Genomic DNA, 16,439 nt, shown 5'->3' on the forward strand with positions numbered 1-16,439 from the left:
AGTTGGGCCGAAGCCTCAGATTTGCGACAACTCCGAGATGATCGACCTATCGACATCGTTGATGTCACGCTTGCCGCAGAGTGCCATGGTGACGTCCATTTCCTTGCGCAGGATGCTGAGAGCCAGTGTTACGCCTTCCTTGCCCATCGCCCCGAGGCCATAGAGGAAGGGGCGGCCGATATAGGTGCCCTTGGCGCCCAGTGCGACTGCCTTCAGCACGTCCTGGCCGGAGCGTATGCCGCTGTCGAGATGGACCTCGATCTTGTCGCCGACCGCATCGACGATCCGTCCCAGCATCGAGATCGACGAAGGAGCGCCATCGAGCTGGCGGCCTCCGTGGTTGGAGACGACGATGGCATCGGCACCGGTTTCTGCCGCAGCCCTTGCATCTTCGACGTCCAGGATGCCCTTGAGGATAAGCTTGCCGCCCCATTGCTTCTTGATCCAGGCGACATCGTCCCAGGAGAGCTTGGGGTCGAACTGTTCGGCCGTCCAGGATGACAGGGAGGAGAGGTCCGATACGTTCTTGGCGTGACCGACGATGTTGCCGAAGGAACGGCGCTTGGTGCCGGCCATGCGCAGGCACCACATCGGCCGCGTCGCCATCTGGTAGATGTGTTTCGGAGTGAATTTTGGCGGTGCGGACAGACCGTTGCGCAGGTCCTTGTGGCGCTGGCCGAGGATCTGCAGGTCTGCCGTCAGCACCAGCGCCGAACAATTTGCGGCCTTGGCGCGGTTGATCAGGTTCATGACGAAGTCCTTGTCCCGCATCACGTAGAGCTGGAACCAGAAGGGCTTCGTCGTCACCGAGGCGACATCCTCGATCGAGCAGATGCTCATGGTCGACAGGGTGAAAGGCACGCCGAACTCTTCTGCGGCGCGCGCCGCCAGCATCTCGCCGTCTGCATGCTGCATGCCCGTCAGTCCGGTTGGCGCCAGTGCCACCGGCATCGACACCGTCTGTCCGACCATGGTCGTGTGCAGCGATCGGTTCGTCATGTCGACCAGAACCCGCTGACGCAGCTTGATCTTCTGGAAATCGCTCTCATTCGCGTCATAGGTCGACTGCGTCCAGGCGCCGGAATCGGCATAGTCGAAAAACATCTTGGGAACGCGGCGCTTCGCCAGGGCCTTGAGATCGGCGATCGTGAGCGGTGTGGACATCAAAACTGCCTTCATGGGTAAAAGGTGGCTTCGCCTATGCATAATTCCGGCGATTTTGCTGGCCGAATTTCTTCCGCTGCGAGCGCCGGGTCAAGGGCAAATGCGAGCTTTGGTGCCGACTCCGGGGTTGTCTTCGAGAAAAGCAGTTTCCGCATGGGTAGTCCCTGTGAAAGCGGGCAAGGTCTGCCCGCTTTCACGTTTGGCTGATAACGGCTCAGAACTCTTCCCAGGAGGCGTTCTCAGCGGCGGCCGATGCGCGTCCGCCAAAGGCGCTGGCGACCTTGCGGCCCAAGGCTCGCGCGGGAGAGGGTGCGGGGCGGGATGAGGCGGAGACGCTGCGAACAGCAGGCTTGGCGCTGACAGCCTCGCCGCCGACATTGAAGCGGGCCAGGAGTTCGTTGAGCGATGCAGCCTCGCGCGCCAGGCTGTGGCTTGCGGCGGTCGATTGCTCGACCATGGCGGCATTTTGCTGCGTGCCCTGATCCATCGTGTTGACAGCGGTATTGATTTCCTGAAGGCCGACGGATTGCTCACGGGTGGATTCGACCATCGCATGGATATGGCGATTGATCTCCTGAACTTCGGTCACGATGACCTCGAGGGCCTGACCCGTCTGGCCGACGAGTTGGACGCCGGAGCGAACGTGCTCGCCGGAAGCCGTGATAAGCGCCTTGATTTCCTTGGCGGCCTTGGCAGACCGCTGGGCCAGTTCGCGGACTTCCTGGGCAACGACGGCGAAGCCCTTGCCTGCTTCTCCGGCGCGGGCGGCTTCGACGCCGGCATTGAGGGCGAGAAGATTGGTCTGGAATGCGATCTCGTCGATTACGCCGATGATGTTGGAGATTTCCCCCGACGACCGTTCGATCTCGTTCATGGCAATTACGGCCTCCCGGACAACGGCACCGGATTTTTCCGCGCCGTCCCGGGCCTTTGATACAAGGTTTCCAACTTCCTCCGCGCGGCGGCTCGAATCCTTGACTGTGGTGGTGATTTCCTCGAGGGCTGCTGCAGTTTCCTCAACTGAGGCCGCCTGCTGCTCGGTTCGCTTCGACAGGTCATCGGCAGCGGAGCGGATTTCGTTGGCGCCGGCGTCAATTCCGCGCGCATTCCGGCCGACGTCCTGCAATGCTTCCTGCAAGTTTGCGACCGAGCCGTTGAAATTGGCGCGAAGACCATCGAGGTGGCTGACGAACGGTGTTTCGATGCGATAGGCGACATCCCCGCCGGCCAACCGGTCCAGCCCTGCGCCCAGCTGATCGACGACGAACTGCACGTTGGCTGCTTCCTCCGCTTTCTGTGCCTCGCGTGCCATCCGCTCGCGCTCCGACATGCTGCGGTTGCTCTCTGCCTCGGCTTCAAGGCGAAGGCGCTCGATGGCATTGTCGCGGAACACGGAGACAGCCTCTGCCATCTGGCCCACTTCGTCGCGGCGATCCTGACCTTCGACCGGGGCCTCGGTATGCCCTTGGGCCAGCGACGTCATCCGGTCGCGCAGGCGAACGATCGGTGCTGTGATGCCTTTCGCGGCCACGAATAGAGCAGCCAGGATACCTAGCGCGAAAGTGATTCCGACAACGGTTAGGGACGTCAAGATTGTGTGGTTTGTCTGGTCCGTGAGCTCGTCGCTCTTGGCGCCGACCGCCGCTATGATTTCATCGTTGAGCGCTACTGTGTCCATGGCAACGGGAGTGATCAGGCTGTCGGCCTTGCCCATGAGGGCCTTGGCTTCGTCGCTCTGGCCCGCCTGGCTCGCACGCACCGACGCGTCTGTCAGGGCAATGATTTCCTTGATCCTGACGATCAGCGCATCGACCTGTCGGGCGCGATCCGGAAGACTGGTCTTCACAAAATCCAGCTTCCCGAAAAGCTGCGACTTGCTGGTTTCGTAGAGGTTTACAGCCGCGCCGAACGCTGGATCCTTCGCGGAGTAGGTAAGTGCCCGATAAGCATTGTAGGCGGTCGCACCCAGGTTGCGGTTTGCCCTTGCCATTTCGACGGACGCAACGTTGTCGGTCGCAATAAACTTGGAGTAGTCCGTATCGGCGGCCTTATAGCGGCTTGCGACGAAAGCCGTTGCTCCAATGCCGACGATGCAAAGCGGGATAATCAGCGACAGGATCTTGGTGCGGATGCTGGCGTTCTTGAGAATTGACATTTGTCCTCGGAGGAGTGGGCGGGCAACGAATGGGCCGCAAACGTCGGCAGCAGGAGGCGATGCCTCCGGCTCTTGACGAAGCGGGCAACTCGGGGATCCGGCGAAATGATGAGTGAAATGGCAAGCGGCAGGTGCCATCATGGCGGCCGAAAACGATCCCTTGCCGCTAAGACCATTAGGTCAGCCGGCTTTAAATAAGGGTAAATGCTGACTTGCTTTATAAGAGCTTTTTTAAATTTGGTACCAAATAGTCACAGTGCTGTCTTTGATGCTAAGCCGGCAACATAGGTCTCCGCAATGGCCCGGTCGTCGCCCATGGTCTGCAGCAGGAAAAGCTCCTCGACCAGGCTTTTCACCACCTCCATTTTCAACGCCATGGCAGGCGTAGCCGCTGCATCGAGAACCACGAGGTCGGCGTCGCTGCCGGGGTCGAGCGTGCCGATGCGGTCGGCAAGAGCAAGCGCCTCAGCGTTGCCAAGCGTCATGTGGTAGTAGCTCTCCAGCGGGTTCAGCCGTTCGCCAAGCAACTGCTGGATCTTGTAAGCCTCGTCCATGGTGCGCAGCATCGAGTAGCTCGATCCGCCGCCAATATCCGTGGCAACACCGATGCGAACCGGTTTTTCACGACGTGCCAGCGCCTTCAGCGGAAACAGGCCCGAGCCGAGGAAGAGGTTGGACGTCGGGCAATGCACGGCGATGGCGCCGGCCTCGCTCATGGCATCCGCCTCGCGCTCCGAGAGATGGATGCAGTGACCGAACAGCGTTCTGTCGCCGAGCAGGCCGTAGCGGGCGTAGATGTCGGTATAGTCCAGCGCCTCGGGGTAGAGTTCTGCGGTGAACTTGATCTCGTCGTGGTTTTCCGACAGGTGGGTCTGGATGTGCAGCTCGGGGAATTCGCGGGCAAGCGCGCCTGCCGCCTCCATCTGCTGCGGTGTCGAGGTGATGGCGAAGCGCGGCGTGATGGCGACGTGGTTGCGACCCTTGCCGTGCCATTCGGCGATGACGGCGCGGGTCTCGTCATAGCCGAGCTGCGGCGTATCGAGCAGGCCCTGAGGGGCGTTACGGTCCATCATCACCTTGCCGCCGACCATGCGCATGTTGCGCCGAAGCGCCTCGCGGAAGAAGGCATCGGCGGAGGTCTTGTGGACCGAGCAATAGGCAACGGCAGTGGTCGTGCCGTGGCGGATCAGTTCGTCGTAGAGACGGGTGGCAATACGCTCGGCATGGGCGCTTTCGACAAAACGGCACTCCTCGGGGAATGTGTAGGTGTTCAGCCATTCCAGCAGATTGGCGGCATAGGAGGCGATGACCTGCATTTGGGGAAAATGCAGGTGGGTGTCGATGAAGCCCGGCATGATCAGGTGTGGTCGATGGTCGATTTCGACCGCATCGACTGGGGCCTTGGCCTTAATCGCATCGTAGGGGCCGCGTGCGACGATCAGGCCGCCTTCGAGCAGCAGGCCGCCATCGCTTTCGTAGACGTAGCTTCCGGTGTCGGAGAGGTCGTGCGGCGCGCGGCTGAAGGAGAGAAGCCGGCCGCGCAGAAGTGTGGAGGTCATTGCGTCTTGCCTTGATTGACGGAGCTTTCGAACCAGGCGACCAGCACCTTGCGCTCCTCCGGCGTCACGTCGGTGACATTGCCCGGCGGCATGGCGTGGCTGCGGCCGGCCTGGATGTAGATTTCGCGGGCATGCATGGCGATCTCGCTATCGGTCTCGAACATCACGCCCTTCGGTGCCCGAACGATCCCCTCGTAGGCGGGTTCTGCCGCATGGCACATCGAACAGCGCGTCGTAACGATGGCCTTTGCCGCCGGGAAATGGGCGTCAGCGGCGAACTGCTGGAAGGCCGGCGCGACGGCTGCTGCGTCCTTATCGCCGGACAGGATCTTCGGCACCGTCGACAGCCACATGATGACGATGAAGAGGATGACGGTGACGAGCCATGTCCAGGTCGGACGGCCCTTGCGGGCGTGGGTGGTGTTGAACCAGTGGCGGATGGTGACGCCCATCAGGAACACCAGGGCGGCGATGATCCAGTTGTAGGCGGTGCCGAAAGCCAGCGGATAGTGGTTCGACAGCATGAAGAAGATGACCGGCAGGGTCAGGTAGTTGTTGTGCAGCGAACGCTGCTTAGCGATGACGCCGTATTTCGCATCCGGCGTGCGGCCGGCGATGAGGTCGGCGACGACGACGCGCTGGTTGGGCATGATGATGAAGAAGACATTTGCCGACATGATCGTCGCCGTGAAGGCGCCGAGATGCAGGAAGGCCGCGCGGCCGGTAAAGAGGTGGGTGTAGCCCCAGGCCATGAAGACCAGCACGACGTAGAGCAGCCCCATCAGCACCCAGGTATTCTTGCCGAGCGGCGATTTGCAGAGCTGGTCGTAGACGATCCAGCCGACGGCGAGGGAGGCCAGCGAGATCAGGATGGCGACGGGGGCGCTGACATCGAGCACATGCCGATCGATCAGAAACAGGTCGGCGCCGCCGTAATAGACGATCGCCAGCATCAGGAAGCCGGAGAGCCAGGTGAAATAGCTCTCATATTTGAACCAGGTTAGGTGTTCAGGCATGCTGGCGGGCGCGACCAGGTATTTCTGCACGTGATAGAAGCCGCCGCCGTGCACCTGCCACTCCTCGCCATAGGCGCCGGCAGGCAGATTGGCATGCTTTACCAGGCCGAGATCCAGCGCGATGAAATAGAAGGACGAACCGATCCAGGCGATGGCGGTGATGACGTGAAACCAGCGGGCCGCAAAGGCCAGCCATTCCCACGCGATGGCGTATTCGTACATATTCGTCCCCTGTCGCAGTCGCCTCACATTGGAAAATTTTCAGCCCGGAGGGAAGGGGAAGGCAGCGAATACCATGCTGTTTGTTGCGCCTGCGAACACGCGGCGGCAAGATGTGACGGTTCGGTTACAGTCGTTGGTGCGACGCGTGCCGGGCGATTGCCGATGGCGCCTGCCTTTCATGCGGTCGGGCCGTGAATTGCGGTCATCAGCCAGTTTCGGAAGGCTCTGATTTTCGGCGTGTTGCGCCGGCTTTCGGGATAGGCCAGCCAGTAATCGTGGCCATCGTCGCAAACCAGCGGAAAGGGCTGCAGCAGCCGTCCGGAGGCCAGATCGTCCCGGTAGAATTCGGGTGTCAGGATAGCCACCCCCTGGCCTGCAATTGCGGCGCTCGCCTCGAACGACTGCGCGCCCAGCCGGCTGCGGGGCCGGCTTTCCAGGTCAGGGTTTTCTACGCCTGCCGCCTTGAACCAGATAACCCACCAGGGATCGCCGGCATCGATGATCCTGAGCTTCAGCAGGTCTTCCGGCGCATGGATCCCGCCAATGTCCTCCGCAAGGCGTGGGCTGAGCATCGGGGTAAAATCGACCTTGATGAGCCGGTTGGCAGCAAGACCCTGCCAATTTCCGCCACCGCTTCGGATGGCAACGTCCGCAGTTTCGCGGCTGAAATCGATGAGGTCATCCGAGGTCTTAAGCCGAACGGCGATCGTTGGATGAAGAATTTGAAACGAGCCCAGATTGCGCGCGAGCCATTGCGACGCAAATGTCGGCGTTGAGTGAATGATCAGCGTCTCCTCGGCCGCCTCCCTCACGGACGCCATCGCCTCGTTCAATATCCCGAAGGCCTCGGTCACCTTTGGCAGCAGCCTTAGCCCGGTTTCAGTGAGGCTGATCTGCCGTGGTCGCCGCAGGAACAGGGCCTCGCCGATATTCTCCTCGAGCAGCTTGATCTGGTAGCTGACGGCCGTCTGCGTCATGCCGATCTCTTCGCCCGCCTTCGTGAAGCTGCCCAGCCGCGCCACCGTTTCGAACACGCGCAGCGCATTGAGGGGAAACTGCCTCGATAACTTCATGGATCAGATCTCTTTATGCATACAGACGGTTGTTCGATTGGAACTGCAGCATTTGCGGCGGCACACTGCAATCCCTGAGATCAATTAAACAAAGGTGAAGTCATGGCCTGCAATGCAGTCTCGCCGCTTGGAATGGCAAGACGGAGGATATCAATTCGTGGAAAATTGCTGCACTTTTTTACCAGACTGTTGCCTGCTGGCGGGAAGCTAGACCTCGATGCCACGCCGGACCGCGTCAAGCGCGATCTCGGTTTCCTCGACGGTCGCGATCCGCGCTATCAGGACCCGTGGCTGCGGTAAGCGGCGAGCGCGGTCAGGATTTCGGCAGCGGTCATGGCGGCGATGACCTCGGGGCGCTTGTCCTTGACGGCCCCGCCGCCGATGGGCAGCGTCAGGCGTTCGAGCGAGGATTTGTCGCCGCCTTCGCGCGTCAGCCAATGGGCAAAGGTGGCGCGCTTGGTGGCAGAGCCGATCATGCCGACATAGGCGAGGTCGGATCGTGCCAAAGCCTCCCGGGCGATCAGGAAATCGAGCGCATGGTCATGCGTAAGGATCAGCACCACGCTGCCGGGTGGAAGCTCAGCAACTAGCGCTTCCGGCATGGCGAGCAGCCGTGTCGCGGTGCCATCGGGCAGCTCATCCAGTTCTTCCCTGCGGGTCTCGACGACGAGGGTTGCGACCGGCAGCGGTCTCAGCGCCGCCGTCAGCGCCCGCCCGACATGGCCGGCGCCGAACAGCGTCACCTGCGGGAAGGCTTCCGCCTCCCTATCCAGCCGCCTGTGGAGGTCCGCGATGGTCTCTGCACTGGCGAGACGGCAGCGCAACTGCGTCCGGCCACCGCAGCACTGGCCGATCTCAGGGCCGAGCGGAATATCCATCACCTCGATGCCACCGCCGCCGAGCATCGCGCGGGCATTGGCAATCGCCAGAAACTCAAACTGCCCACCACCGATGGTGCCCCAGATGTCGTGTTGCGAAACCAGCATGAACGTGCCCGTCTCGCGCGGAACAGATCCTTGCGTGCCGGTGATCTCAATGAGGACGGCAGCGGGATTTTGCGCGAGGAAGGCGGCAAGGGAGGGGATCATGGCCTGGCCTCCGGATAGACGGAGAGCATCAAGGAAGTCCCCCCGGTCTCCCTCATTCCTGTGCCAGTCACAGCAATCCAGTGCGCCCAAGTCTTTGGGCGCGGGGGGCTTATCGTGGCCCGGAAGAGCATCCCCTCACGGCGCAGACGCGCCATGGCTGGATTCCTGTGACGAGCACAGGAATGAGTGAAGAGGTGAGTGTGCCGTAGATTTATCGGTGTGATGCGCAAGCGGCGGATCTGGACAATAAGTGCAATGCGGCCGTCCCCGGCGTACAAGGAGAGAGGGGAACAAGCGCCTCCCACTACCCTCATTCCTGTGCCTGTCACAGGAATCCAGTGCGCCCAAGTCTTTGGGCGCGAAAGATCTTCTGTTGCTAGTGGAAGCGTGCCCTCACGGCGCAGACGCGCCGTGGCTGGATTCCTGTTGCCAGCACAGGAATGAGGGGAGGTGTTGATTTGCCGAGGGTTTTTCGGTGCGGCTTCGGCTTCCCGGCACGGTTGTTGCGGTCCGGGGCGGGATATCGGCAAGTCGTTCGTCCTCATCGGCCTTTCAGCCGCTCTACGGCCATCAGCACCCGCTCGGGCGTAGCGGGAGCGTCGAGTCTGGGGCAGAGGCGGTAGTCGGCGACGCTGGCGATGGCCATGGAGAGGGCTTCGAGCACGGAAACGCCGAGCACGAAGGGGGGTTCGCCGACGGCTTTTGAGCGGCCGATGGTCGGCTCGCTATTTTCCGACCATTCGGCGAGCTTGACGTTGAAGATTTTCGGCCGGTCGGACGCGAGCGGGATCTTGTAGGTCGAGGGCGCGTGGGTGCGCAGGCGGCCCTTGGCGTCCCACCATAACTCTTCCGTTGTCAGCCAGCCCATGCCCTGCACGAAGGCGCCTTCGATCTGGCCGATGTCGATGGCCGGGTTCAGCGACCTGCCGACATCGTGGAGGATGTCGGTGCGGTCGATCAGATATTCGCCGGTCAGCGTGTCGATGGAGACTTCCGAGCAGGCGGCACCATAGGAGAAATAGTAGAACGGCGTGCCACGCCCTGCCTTGCGGTCCCAGTGGATTTTCGGTGTCTTGTAGAAGCCGGCGGCGGAAAGCTGGACGCGGGCGAAATAGGCCTGGTTGATGAGATCGGGGAAGGGGATCTCGATCTCGCCGACCCGAACCCGGTTCGGCAGGAATATGACGTCTGCCGGCTCGACATTCCACTTAGCGGCAGCAAAGGCGACCAGCCGCTCCTTGATCTGCCGGGCTGCATCATAGGCCGCCATGCCGTTGAGGTCGGAACCGGAAGAGGCGGCCGTGGCCGAAGTGTTCGGCACCTTGGCCGTTGTCGTCGCGGTGATCTTTACCCGCTCGATGTCGACCTGGAAGGCCTCGGCCAGCACCTGGGCCACCTTGGTATAGAGGCCCTGGCCCATCTCGGTGCCGCCGTGGTTCAGGTGGATCGAGCCATCCTGATAGACATGCACGAGCGCACCGGCTTGGTTGAACGCGGTCATCGTGAAGGAAATCCCGAATTTCACCGGCGTCAGCGCGATGCCCTTGCGGATGTAGCGGCTGCTGCGGTTGAATTCGACGATCGCCTGGCGACGGCCCCGGTAGTCGGCGGAGGCTTCGAGTTCGTCGACGAGACGGCCGATGATGTTGTCCTCGACCTCCTGGTGATAGGGGGTCAGCGTCCGGCCGGAGCCTGGCTGACCGTAGAAATTCAGCTTGCGGATATCCAGTGGATCCTTGCCAACAGCATAGGCGATCTCCTCGATGACGCGCTCGGCGCCGACGATGCCCTGCGGCCCGCCGAACCCGCGAAAGGCGGTGTTCGAGACGGTGTGGGTCTTCAGCGGCTTTGAGACCAGATGGACGTGCGGGTAGAAATAGCTGGAATCGGCATGGAAGAGAGCACGGTCGGTGACCGGGCCGGAGAGATCGGAGGAGAAGCCACAGCGCGCCGCAAAGGTGGCGTCGAGCGCGTGGATGCGGCCGTCTTCGTCGAAGCCGACCTCGTAATCGACCAGGAAATCGTGGCGCTTGCCGGTGGCGATCATGTCCTCGTCGCGGTCTGGGCGGAACTTGACGGCGCGGTTGAGTTTTTTCGCGGCGATGGCGGCGAGCGCTGCAAACTGGTTGCCTTGAGTCTCCTTACCGCCGAAGCCGCCGCCCATGCGGCGAACGTTGACGGTCACGGCGTTGGACGGAATGTTGAGGACGTGGCCGACGATATGCTGGATTTCGCTCGGATGCTGGGTCGAGGACCAGACGGTCACCTCGTCGTCCTCGCCGGGGATAGCCATAGCGATATGGCTTTCGAGATAGAAATGCTCCTGGCCACCGATCCGCATCTGGCCCTTCAGCCGCTGCGGTGCCTTTGCCATCTCGGTCTCGGGTTCGCCGCGCTTGAGGGTCATCGGCTCGTAGACGACGGGGCCGCCGTTGGCCAGCGCGCCATCGATGTCGCTCCAGTGCGGCAGGTCGCGATAGTCGATCTTGGCCAGCCGTGCGGCGCGGCGCGCAATCTCGCGCGTCGTGGCGATGACGGCGAAGATTGGCTGGCCGTGGAACTCGACCTTTGTTTCGGCGAGCAGCGGCTCGTCGTGCTTGCCGTTCGAACTGACGTCGTTAATCCCAGGCACGTCGGCGCCGGTCATCACCCAGATCACGCCGGGGACGGCGGCAACGGCGGAAAGGTCGATGCCCTCGATCTCCGCATGGGCCCGGTCGGACAGGCCCAGCGCCCCGTGCAGGAGGTTGGCGGGCTCCGGAATGTCGTCGATGTAGTCGGCAGCGCCGGTGACATGCTTGTGAGCCGAATCATGCTTCAGCGACGCGTGCATGGCGCCGTTGATGATCTTGCGCTTCTCGAATGTGGATTTGTCCATCACGCCATCTCCTCGAAGCGCCTGAGTTCCTGCGGTTCGCCCGTGGTCTCAAGATAAAAGCGCAGCAGCAGGTTCTTGGCCGTCAGCTGTCGGTATTCGGCGGTGGCGCGCCAGTCGGTCAAGGGCTGGAAGTCGGCATCGAAGGCGGGACGCGCCGCCTCGACGGTGGCCTCGGTCCAGGGTTTGCCGATCAGTTCGGCCTCGACGGTGCGGGCCCGCTTCGGCGTTCCGGCCATGCCGCCAAAGGTGATGCGGATGTCGTGAACGTCGTTGTTAGCGTCCAGCGTCAGGTAGAAGGCACCGAGCACGGCGGTGATGTCCTCGTCGCGGCGCTTGGTGATCTTGTAGACGGCGAATTTGGCATCGTCGGCCGGGTAGGGCACGAAGATGCTCTCGACGAACTCGTCCGGATGCCTGTCCTGCTTGCCGTAGGCGATGAAGAAGTCTTCCAGTCGCAACTGGCGGGTTCCTGCAGCGGAGCGCAGCTTGACGGTGGCGCCGAGAGCGATCAGCGGCGGCGGGCTGTCGCCGATCGGCGAGCCGTTGGCGATGTTGCCGCCGATGGTGCCCATATTGCGCACCTGGTCGCCACCGATACGGTCGATCAGCCGGCCGAGTGTCGGTACGCGGGAGGCGATAGTCTCGAAGGCGCGCGTATAGGTGACGCCGGCGCCGATGGTAAAGCCGCCGTCACCTGAGGTGATCGACTGCATTTCGGTGAGATGATTGATGAAGACCACCGGGTTCAGTACCCGCATCTGCTTGGTGACCCAAAGGCCGACATCGGTGGAGCCGGCAACCACGGTGGCATCCGGCTCCTGTGCCAGGATGCGGGCGAGATCGTCCATGGAGCCGGGGACGATCACGCGCTCATCGCCCGAAGATACGGTGATCGTCTCGCGGCTCTGCAGCGCCCAGAGCCGTGCCATGATGTCGGCTCGGGTCTTTTGCAAAGGATCGAACAGCGCGCTCGGGCGCAGCAGGCTCACCTGTTCGGCCGCCTTGACGATCGGCTCGTAGCCGGTGCAACGACAGAGATTGCCCTGCAAGGCCTTCTCGATGGCGGCGCGGCCTGGCTTTTCGTTGGCGAGCCAGAGGCCGTAAAGTGACATTACGAAACCGGGTGTGCAGAAACCGCATTGCGAGCCGTGGCAATCGACCATCGCCTGCTGCACGGGATGGAGCGTGCCATCCTTTGCCGCCAGATGCTCGATGGTGACGACATGGGTACCGTGAAGCGAGCCGACGAAGCGGATGCACGCGTTGACCGATTCGTAATGCAGGCCGCCGTCGATCAGCCTCCCGACCAGCACAGTACAGGCACCGCAGTCACCCTCGGCGCATCCTTCCTTGGTGCCGGTCATGTGCCTGCCGATGCGCAGGAAATCCAGCAGCGTCTCCGTCGGCCGCAGGCTCGACAGGGCGATGTCTTCGCCATTCAGGATGAACCGGATCGTGTCGTTCATGGAGCCTCTTGCCGTTTGTCATAAACTTTCAACCTGCCATGGTTAGGCTGCAGTCCATCCTCCGTCAATCGAGACGTGCGTTCCGGTGACCTGGCGCGCCTCGTCGCTGGCCAGATAGAGCGTCAAAGCAGCGATCTCCTCTGCTTTGACGAACTCGCGCGTCGGTTGGGCCTTGAGCAGCACCTCGGTCTTCACCTGCTCCTCCGTCATGCCGCGCGCCATTGCCGTGTCGGGGATCTGGCTCTCCACCAGCGGAGTGAGCACGTAGCCGGGACAGATGGCATTCACCGTCACCCCGAATTCGGCAAGTTCCAGCGCCGCCGTCTTGGTGAGGCCGAGAATGCCGTGCTTGGCGGCGACATAGGCGCTTTTGAAAGGCGAGGCGACCAGTGCATGGGCGGAGGCAATGTTGACGATCCGGCCGTAGCGCTCAGCTTTCATGAAGGGAATTGCCGCACGCATGGTGTGGAACGCGCTGGACAGGTTGATGGCGATGATCCGGTCCCACTGGTCGATCGGGAAGTCCTCGATCGGGGCGACATGCTGGATGCCGGCATTGTTGACCAGCACGTCGATCCCGCCAAAGGCTGCCGCAGCGTTGGCGATCAGGTCGGCGATTTCGGCAGGCTTCGTCATATCGGCCGGATGGTAAAGGACGCTGCCGCCGGGCGCCTCGAGGCGGGCGCGGATGGCCTCGATCTCGTCAGCTTCGCCGAAGCCGTTGATGACGACATTGTCGCCCCTGCCGGCAAAGGCGCTGGCGATGGCAAGGCCTATGCCGCTGGTGGAACCGGTGACGACGACTGTTCTGGCCATGCTCTGCTCTCTGTCCGTGCGGTGCTACTTTAATTTGAGGTTAGTCCCAAAGTCCTGCAACTGACAACCTGCCGCCGGCGGCAATAATTTTACCATTTGCTTTCTGTTCAGACGGGCGAGCCTGTCCTATTGGTGTCGTCTCGGGAGAAGGACGGACATCATATGAGCGGCTATATTCTGGCAATCGACCAGGGAACAACCTCGACGCGGGCGATCATCTTCGATGACAAGATGAAGGTGGCAGGTGGTGGCCAGATAGAGTTTCCGCAGATCTATCCGCAATCCGGCTGGGTCGAGCACGATCCGGAGGATATCTGGCAAAGCGTGCTTTCGACCGTGCGCGATGCCATAGCCGCTGCCGGCATCGAGGCCGGGCAGATCGCCGCGATCGGCATTACCAACCAGCGCGAGACGGTTGTCGTCTGGGAGCGCGACACCGGCAAGCCGATCCAGAACGCCATCGTCTGGCAGGACAGGCGGACGGCGGCCTATTGCGACAAGCTGAAACGCCAGGACCTGGAAAAACTGTTCACGAAGCGCACCGGCCTGCTGCTCGATCCGTATTTTTCGGGGACCAAGCTTTCCTGGATGCTGGCCAATGTCAAAGGCGCCCGTGCGCGGGCGGCAAGGGGCGAACTCTGCTTCGGAACGATAGACACGTTCCTGATCTGGCGACTGACCGGGGGCAAAAGTTTCGTCACCGACGCCACCAATGCGTCTCGGACCCTTATGTTCAACATTGCCGACAACGAGTGGGACGAGGAGCTGCTCGACATCCTGCGCGTGCCAGCGGCGATGCTGCCCGAAGTCAAGGATTGCGCCGCCGATTTCGGCGTCACCGATCCCGACATCTTCGGCGCGGCGGTCCCCATTCTTGGCGTTGCCGGCGACCAGCATGCGGCCATGATCGGGCAAGCCTGTTTCGAGCCCGGCATGATGAAATCGACCTATGGCACCGGATGCTTCGCCTTGCTCAACACCGGCTCGGACAGGGTGCGCTCGAAGAACCGGCTGCTCACCACCATCGCCTATAGGCTCGATGGCAAGACCACTTATGCGCTCGAAGGCTCGATCTTCATCGCAGGGGCTGCGGTGCAGTGGCTGCGGGATGGCATGGGCCTGATCGGTTCGGCCGAGGAATCGGGCAAGTTGGCGGCCAAGGCCGATCCCGGACAGGATATCTACCTCGTGCCGGCCTTTACCGGGCTCGGGGCGCCGCACTGGGATGCCCATGCACGCGGCGCGATTTTCGGGCTGACGCGTAACACGGGCCCTGCCGAATTTGCCCATGCGGCATTGGAAGCAGTCTGCTACCAGACATGCGATCTGCTCGACGCCATGCACAAGGACTGGAAGAAGCGCGCGGACGAGACGGTGCTCAGGGTCGATGGCGGCATGGTCGCTTCCGACTGGACCATGCAGCGGCTGGCCGATCTGCTCGATGCGCCGGTAGATCGCCCGACGATTCTCGAGACGACGGCTCTCGGGGCCGCGTGGCTTGCCGGCAGCCGCGCCGGCGTCTGGCCACAGCGCGAGGCCTTCGCCAAGGCCTGGGCCGTCGACCGGCAATTCGTGCCCGAGATGGACGAGGCGACGCGCGCGGTCAAGCTCAAGGGCTGGAAGGACGCTGTGCGTCGCACCCTGAGCGGCGGGTAGTCAGGCCGGGAGCTCAAGCCCCGCAGGATCTGAAAAAAACCGAATCGTATGAATCGCTTGCGTCACTCGGCGGGAAGGCCGATTCAACTGCTTCATTCAGCGCTTGAGCCAGGCATCCAGACCGGTGGCGGCGGCGCGGCCGGTCGCAAAGCAGGCCGTCAGCAGGTAACCGCCGGTCGGCGCCTCCCAGTCGATCATCTCGCCGGCGACGAAGGTCCCGGGGCGGGCCTTCAGCATATAGTCCTCGTCGATGGCAGCCCAAGCGATGCCGCCGGCAGAGGAGATCGCCTCGGCTATCGGCCTCGGCCGGAGAACCGGGATCGGCAGCGCCTTGATCCAGCCGGGGAGACGGTCCGGATCGGCAAGATCGGCGGCGGGCACGAATTCCCGCAGTAGCGCGGTCTTGACGCCCTCGATGCCGGCTGCCTTGCGGAGGCGATTGGAGAGGCTGGCTTTAGCGCCCTGGCGGGCCAGGTCCTTTGCCAGCCGGTTTGCATTTCGCCCGGGTGCAAGGTCTATCGTGAGGCTGGCGCGGCCGGTTCTCTCGAGGCGGTCGCGAAGGGCTGCGGCATGGGCATAGACGAGGCTACCCTCTATGCCATGCTGGCCGATAACGAATTCGCCCGGAGACGTGCCGGCATCCGAGGTGGCCGTCACGGATTTCAGCGGTGCGCCGGCAAAGCGGGTGACGATATCCTCGCTCCATTCGACATCGAAGCCGCAGTTTGCCGGGCGGAATGGCGCTATCTCGACGCCTGAGTCTGCGAGCGCTGTCGTCCATTGGCCGTCCGAACCGAGCCTTGGCCAGCTGGCTCCGCCGAATGCCAGCAATGTCGCATCTGACGGTAGCGTGCGTTTGCCCTCCGGCGTCTCGAAAACATGGCCGTTATCGGCAAAGCCGATCCAGCGATGTCGCGCAAGGATGGTGACGCCTGCGGCCTGCAGGCGCTTCAACCAGGCGCGCAGCAGGGGCGAGGCTTTCATAGCGCGGGGAAAGACGCGGCCGGAGGAGCCGACGAAGGTTTCGATGCCCAGATCTGCCGCCCATTGCCGCACCGCATCCGGGCCAAAGGCGTCGAGGGCAGGGCGAAGCCCGGGAATGGAGCCGCCGAAGCGGCTGGCAAACGCGGCATGGTCCTCTGAATGGGTGATGTTGAGGCCGGACTTGCCGGCCAGCAGGAATTTGCGCGCGACCGTCGGCATGCTGTCATAGACGGTGACGGCGTGGCCGGAACTGGCCAGCACCTCAGCGGCCATGAGACCTGCGGGGCCGGCGCCTATGATGGCAATTTGTTTTCTGGTCATCGTCTCACCGATTGGATTTCTGCCTCTTCTCGCGCTTGACG

Annotated in this window: 12 protein-coding genes; 2 read left to right on the forward strand and 10 right to left on the reverse strand. The window is 62.5% G+C overall.

Going from position 1 to position 16,439, the window contains the following annotated elements; genetic code table 11:
- Positions 1-15: 15 nt before the first annotated feature.
- The 5 genes from J5278_RS06995 to J5278_RS07015 all read right to left on the reverse strand — a co-directional run bounded on the left by J5278_RS06995 (position 16) and on the right by J5278_RS07015 (position 7,189).
- Positions 16-1,164, reverse strand: a complete 1,149-nt coding sequence (locus tag J5278_RS06995; protein ID WP_209184385.1) for an alpha-hydroxy acid oxidase — start codon at positions 1,162-1,164, stop codon at positions 16-18.
- A gap of 214 nt (positions 1,165-1,378) precedes the next feature.
- A complete protein-coding gene (locus J5278_RS07000) occupies positions 1,379-3,319 on the reverse strand; it encodes a methyl-accepting chemotaxis protein (protein ID WP_209184384.1) in 1,941 nt (646 codons plus the stop codon).
- Positions 3,320-3,570: 251 nt separating this feature from the next.
- Positions 3,571-4,878, reverse strand: coding sequence for a guanine deaminase (guaD, locus tag J5278_RS07005; RefSeq protein WP_209184383.1), 1,308 nt, complete (start codon positions 4,876-4,878; stop codon positions 3,571-3,573).
- Positions 4,875-6,116, reverse strand: coding sequence for a urate hydroxylase PuuD (locus J5278_RS07010; protein ID WP_142823417.1), 1,242 nt, complete (start codon positions 6,114-6,116; stop codon positions 4,875-4,877). The genes guaD and J5278_RS07010 overlap by 4 nt, the downstream gene beginning before the upstream one ends.
- A gap of 176 nt (positions 6,117-6,292) precedes the next feature.
- On the reverse strand, positions 6,293-7,189 hold the full coding sequence (locus J5278_RS07015) for a LysR substrate-binding domain-containing protein (protein ID WP_209184382.1): 897 nt from the start codon (positions 7,187-7,189) through the stop codon (positions 6,293-6,295).
- A 102-nt stretch (positions 7,190-7,291) separates the two neighbouring features.
- On the opposite strand from J5278_RS07015, the gene J5278_RS07020 reads away from it, so the two are divergent.
- Positions 7,292-7,489: a hypothetical protein gene (locus J5278_RS07020; protein WP_111222617.1), complete on the forward strand. Its 198-nt coding sequence runs from the start codon at positions 7,292-7,294 to the stop codon at positions 7,487-7,489.
- Here the strand turns inward: J5278_RS07020 and xdhC are convergent.
- The 4 genes from xdhC to J5278_RS07040 all read right to left on the reverse strand — a co-directional run bounded on the left by xdhC (position 7,468) and on the right by J5278_RS07040 (position 13,437).
- Entirely contained in the window at positions 7,468-8,274 is an 807-nt protein-coding gene (gene xdhC, locus J5278_RS07025; protein WP_374108277.1) for a xanthine dehydrogenase accessory protein XdhC, read from the reverse strand. The two genes, J5278_RS07020 and xdhC, sit on opposite strands and share 22 nt — an antisense overlap.
- A 544-nt stretch (positions 8,275-8,818) precedes the next feature.
- A complete protein-coding gene (xdhB, locus tag J5278_RS07030) occupies positions 8,819-11,155 on the reverse strand; it encodes a xanthine dehydrogenase molybdopterin binding subunit (RefSeq protein ID WP_142823413.1) in 2,337 nt (778 codons plus the stop codon).
- The gene (xdhA, locus tag J5278_RS07035; RefSeq protein ID WP_209184380.1) at positions 11,155-12,621 is read right to left on the reverse strand and encodes a xanthine dehydrogenase small subunit; all 1,467 of its coding nucleotides are present in this window, start codon (positions 12,619-12,621) and stop codon (positions 11,155-11,157) included. Before xdhA ends, xdhB begins: the two co-directional genes overlap by 1 nt.
- A gap of 42 nt (positions 12,622-12,663) precedes the next feature.
- Positions 12,664-13,437, reverse strand: coding sequence for a 3-hydroxybutyrate dehydrogenase (locus J5278_RS07040; RefSeq protein WP_209184379.1), 774 nt, complete (start codon positions 13,435-13,437; stop codon positions 12,664-12,666).
- 162 nt (positions 13,438-13,599) lie between these two features.
- Here J5278_RS07040 and glpK point away from each other — a divergent pair, with 162 nt between their 5' ends.
- Positions 13,600-15,093: a glycerol kinase GlpK gene (gene glpK / locus J5278_RS07045; protein WP_209184378.1), complete on the forward strand. Its 1,494-nt coding sequence runs from the start codon at positions 13,600-13,602 to the stop codon at positions 15,091-15,093.
- A 96-nt stretch (positions 15,094-15,189) separates the two neighbouring features.
- On the opposite strand, the gene J5278_RS07050 is transcribed toward glpK, so the two are convergent.
- Positions 15,190-16,398 carry a TIGR03862 family flavoprotein gene (locus tag J5278_RS07050; RefSeq protein WP_209184377.1) on the reverse strand — a complete coding sequence of 403 codons (1,209 nt, stop codon included), beginning with the start codon at positions 16,396-16,398 and terminating at the stop codon, positions 15,190-15,192.
- Positions 16,399-16,439: the final 41 nt, after the last annotated feature.

The sequence above is a fragment of the Rhizobium sp. B21/90 genome, assembly GCF_019355815.1.
In the GTDB taxonomy this organism is placed as follows: domain Bacteria; phylum Pseudomonadota; class Alphaproteobacteria; order Rhizobiales; family Rhizobiaceae; genus Rhizobium; species Rhizobium rhododendri.

What these genes read in the sequence shown, in the direction of transcription:
- J5278_RS06995 (WP_209184385.1), bottom strand. Translation starts at nt 1,164, where the DNA reads ATGTCCACACCGCTCACGATCGCCGATCTCAAGGCCCTGGCGAAGCGC.
- J5278_RS07000 (WP_209184384.1), bottom strand. Translation starts at nt 3,319, where the DNA reads ATGTCAATTCTCAAGAACGCCAGCATCCGCACCAAGATCCTGTCGCTG.
- guaD (WP_209184383.1), bottom strand. Translation starts at nt 4,878, where the DNA reads ATGACCTCCACACTTCTGCGCGGCCGGCTTCTCTCCTTCAGCCGCGCG.
- J5278_RS07010 (WP_142823417.1), bottom strand. Translation starts at nt 6,116, where the DNA reads ATGTACGAATACGCCATCGCGTGGGAATGGCTGGCCTTTGCGGCCCGC.
- J5278_RS07015 (WP_209184382.1), bottom strand. Translation starts at nt 7,189, where the DNA reads ATGAAGTTATCGAGGCAGTTTCCCCTCAATGCGCTGCGCGTGTTCGAA.
- J5278_RS07020 (WP_111222617.1), top strand. Translation starts at nt 7,292, where the DNA reads ATGGCCTGCAATGCAGTCTCGCCGCTTGGAATGGCAAGACGGAGGATA.
- xdhB (WP_142823413.1), bottom strand. Translation starts at nt 11,155, where the DNA reads ATGGACAAATCCACATTCGAGAAGCGCAAGATCATCAACGGCGCCATG.
- xdhA (WP_209184380.1), bottom strand. Translation starts at nt 12,621, where the DNA reads ATGAACGACACGATCCGGTTCATCCTGAATGGCGAAGACATCGCCCTG.
- J5278_RS07040 (WP_209184379.1), bottom strand. Translation starts at nt 13,437, where the DNA reads ATGGCCAGAACAGTCGTCGTCACCGGTTCCACCAGCGGCATAGGCCTT.
- glpK (WP_209184378.1), top strand. Translation starts at nt 13,600, where the DNA reads ATGAGCGGCTATATTCTGGCAATCGACCAGGGAACAACCTCGACGCGG.
- J5278_RS07050 (WP_209184377.1), bottom strand. Translation starts at nt 16,398, where the DNA reads ATGACCAGAAAACAAATTGCCATCATAGGCGCCGGCCCCGCAGGTCTC.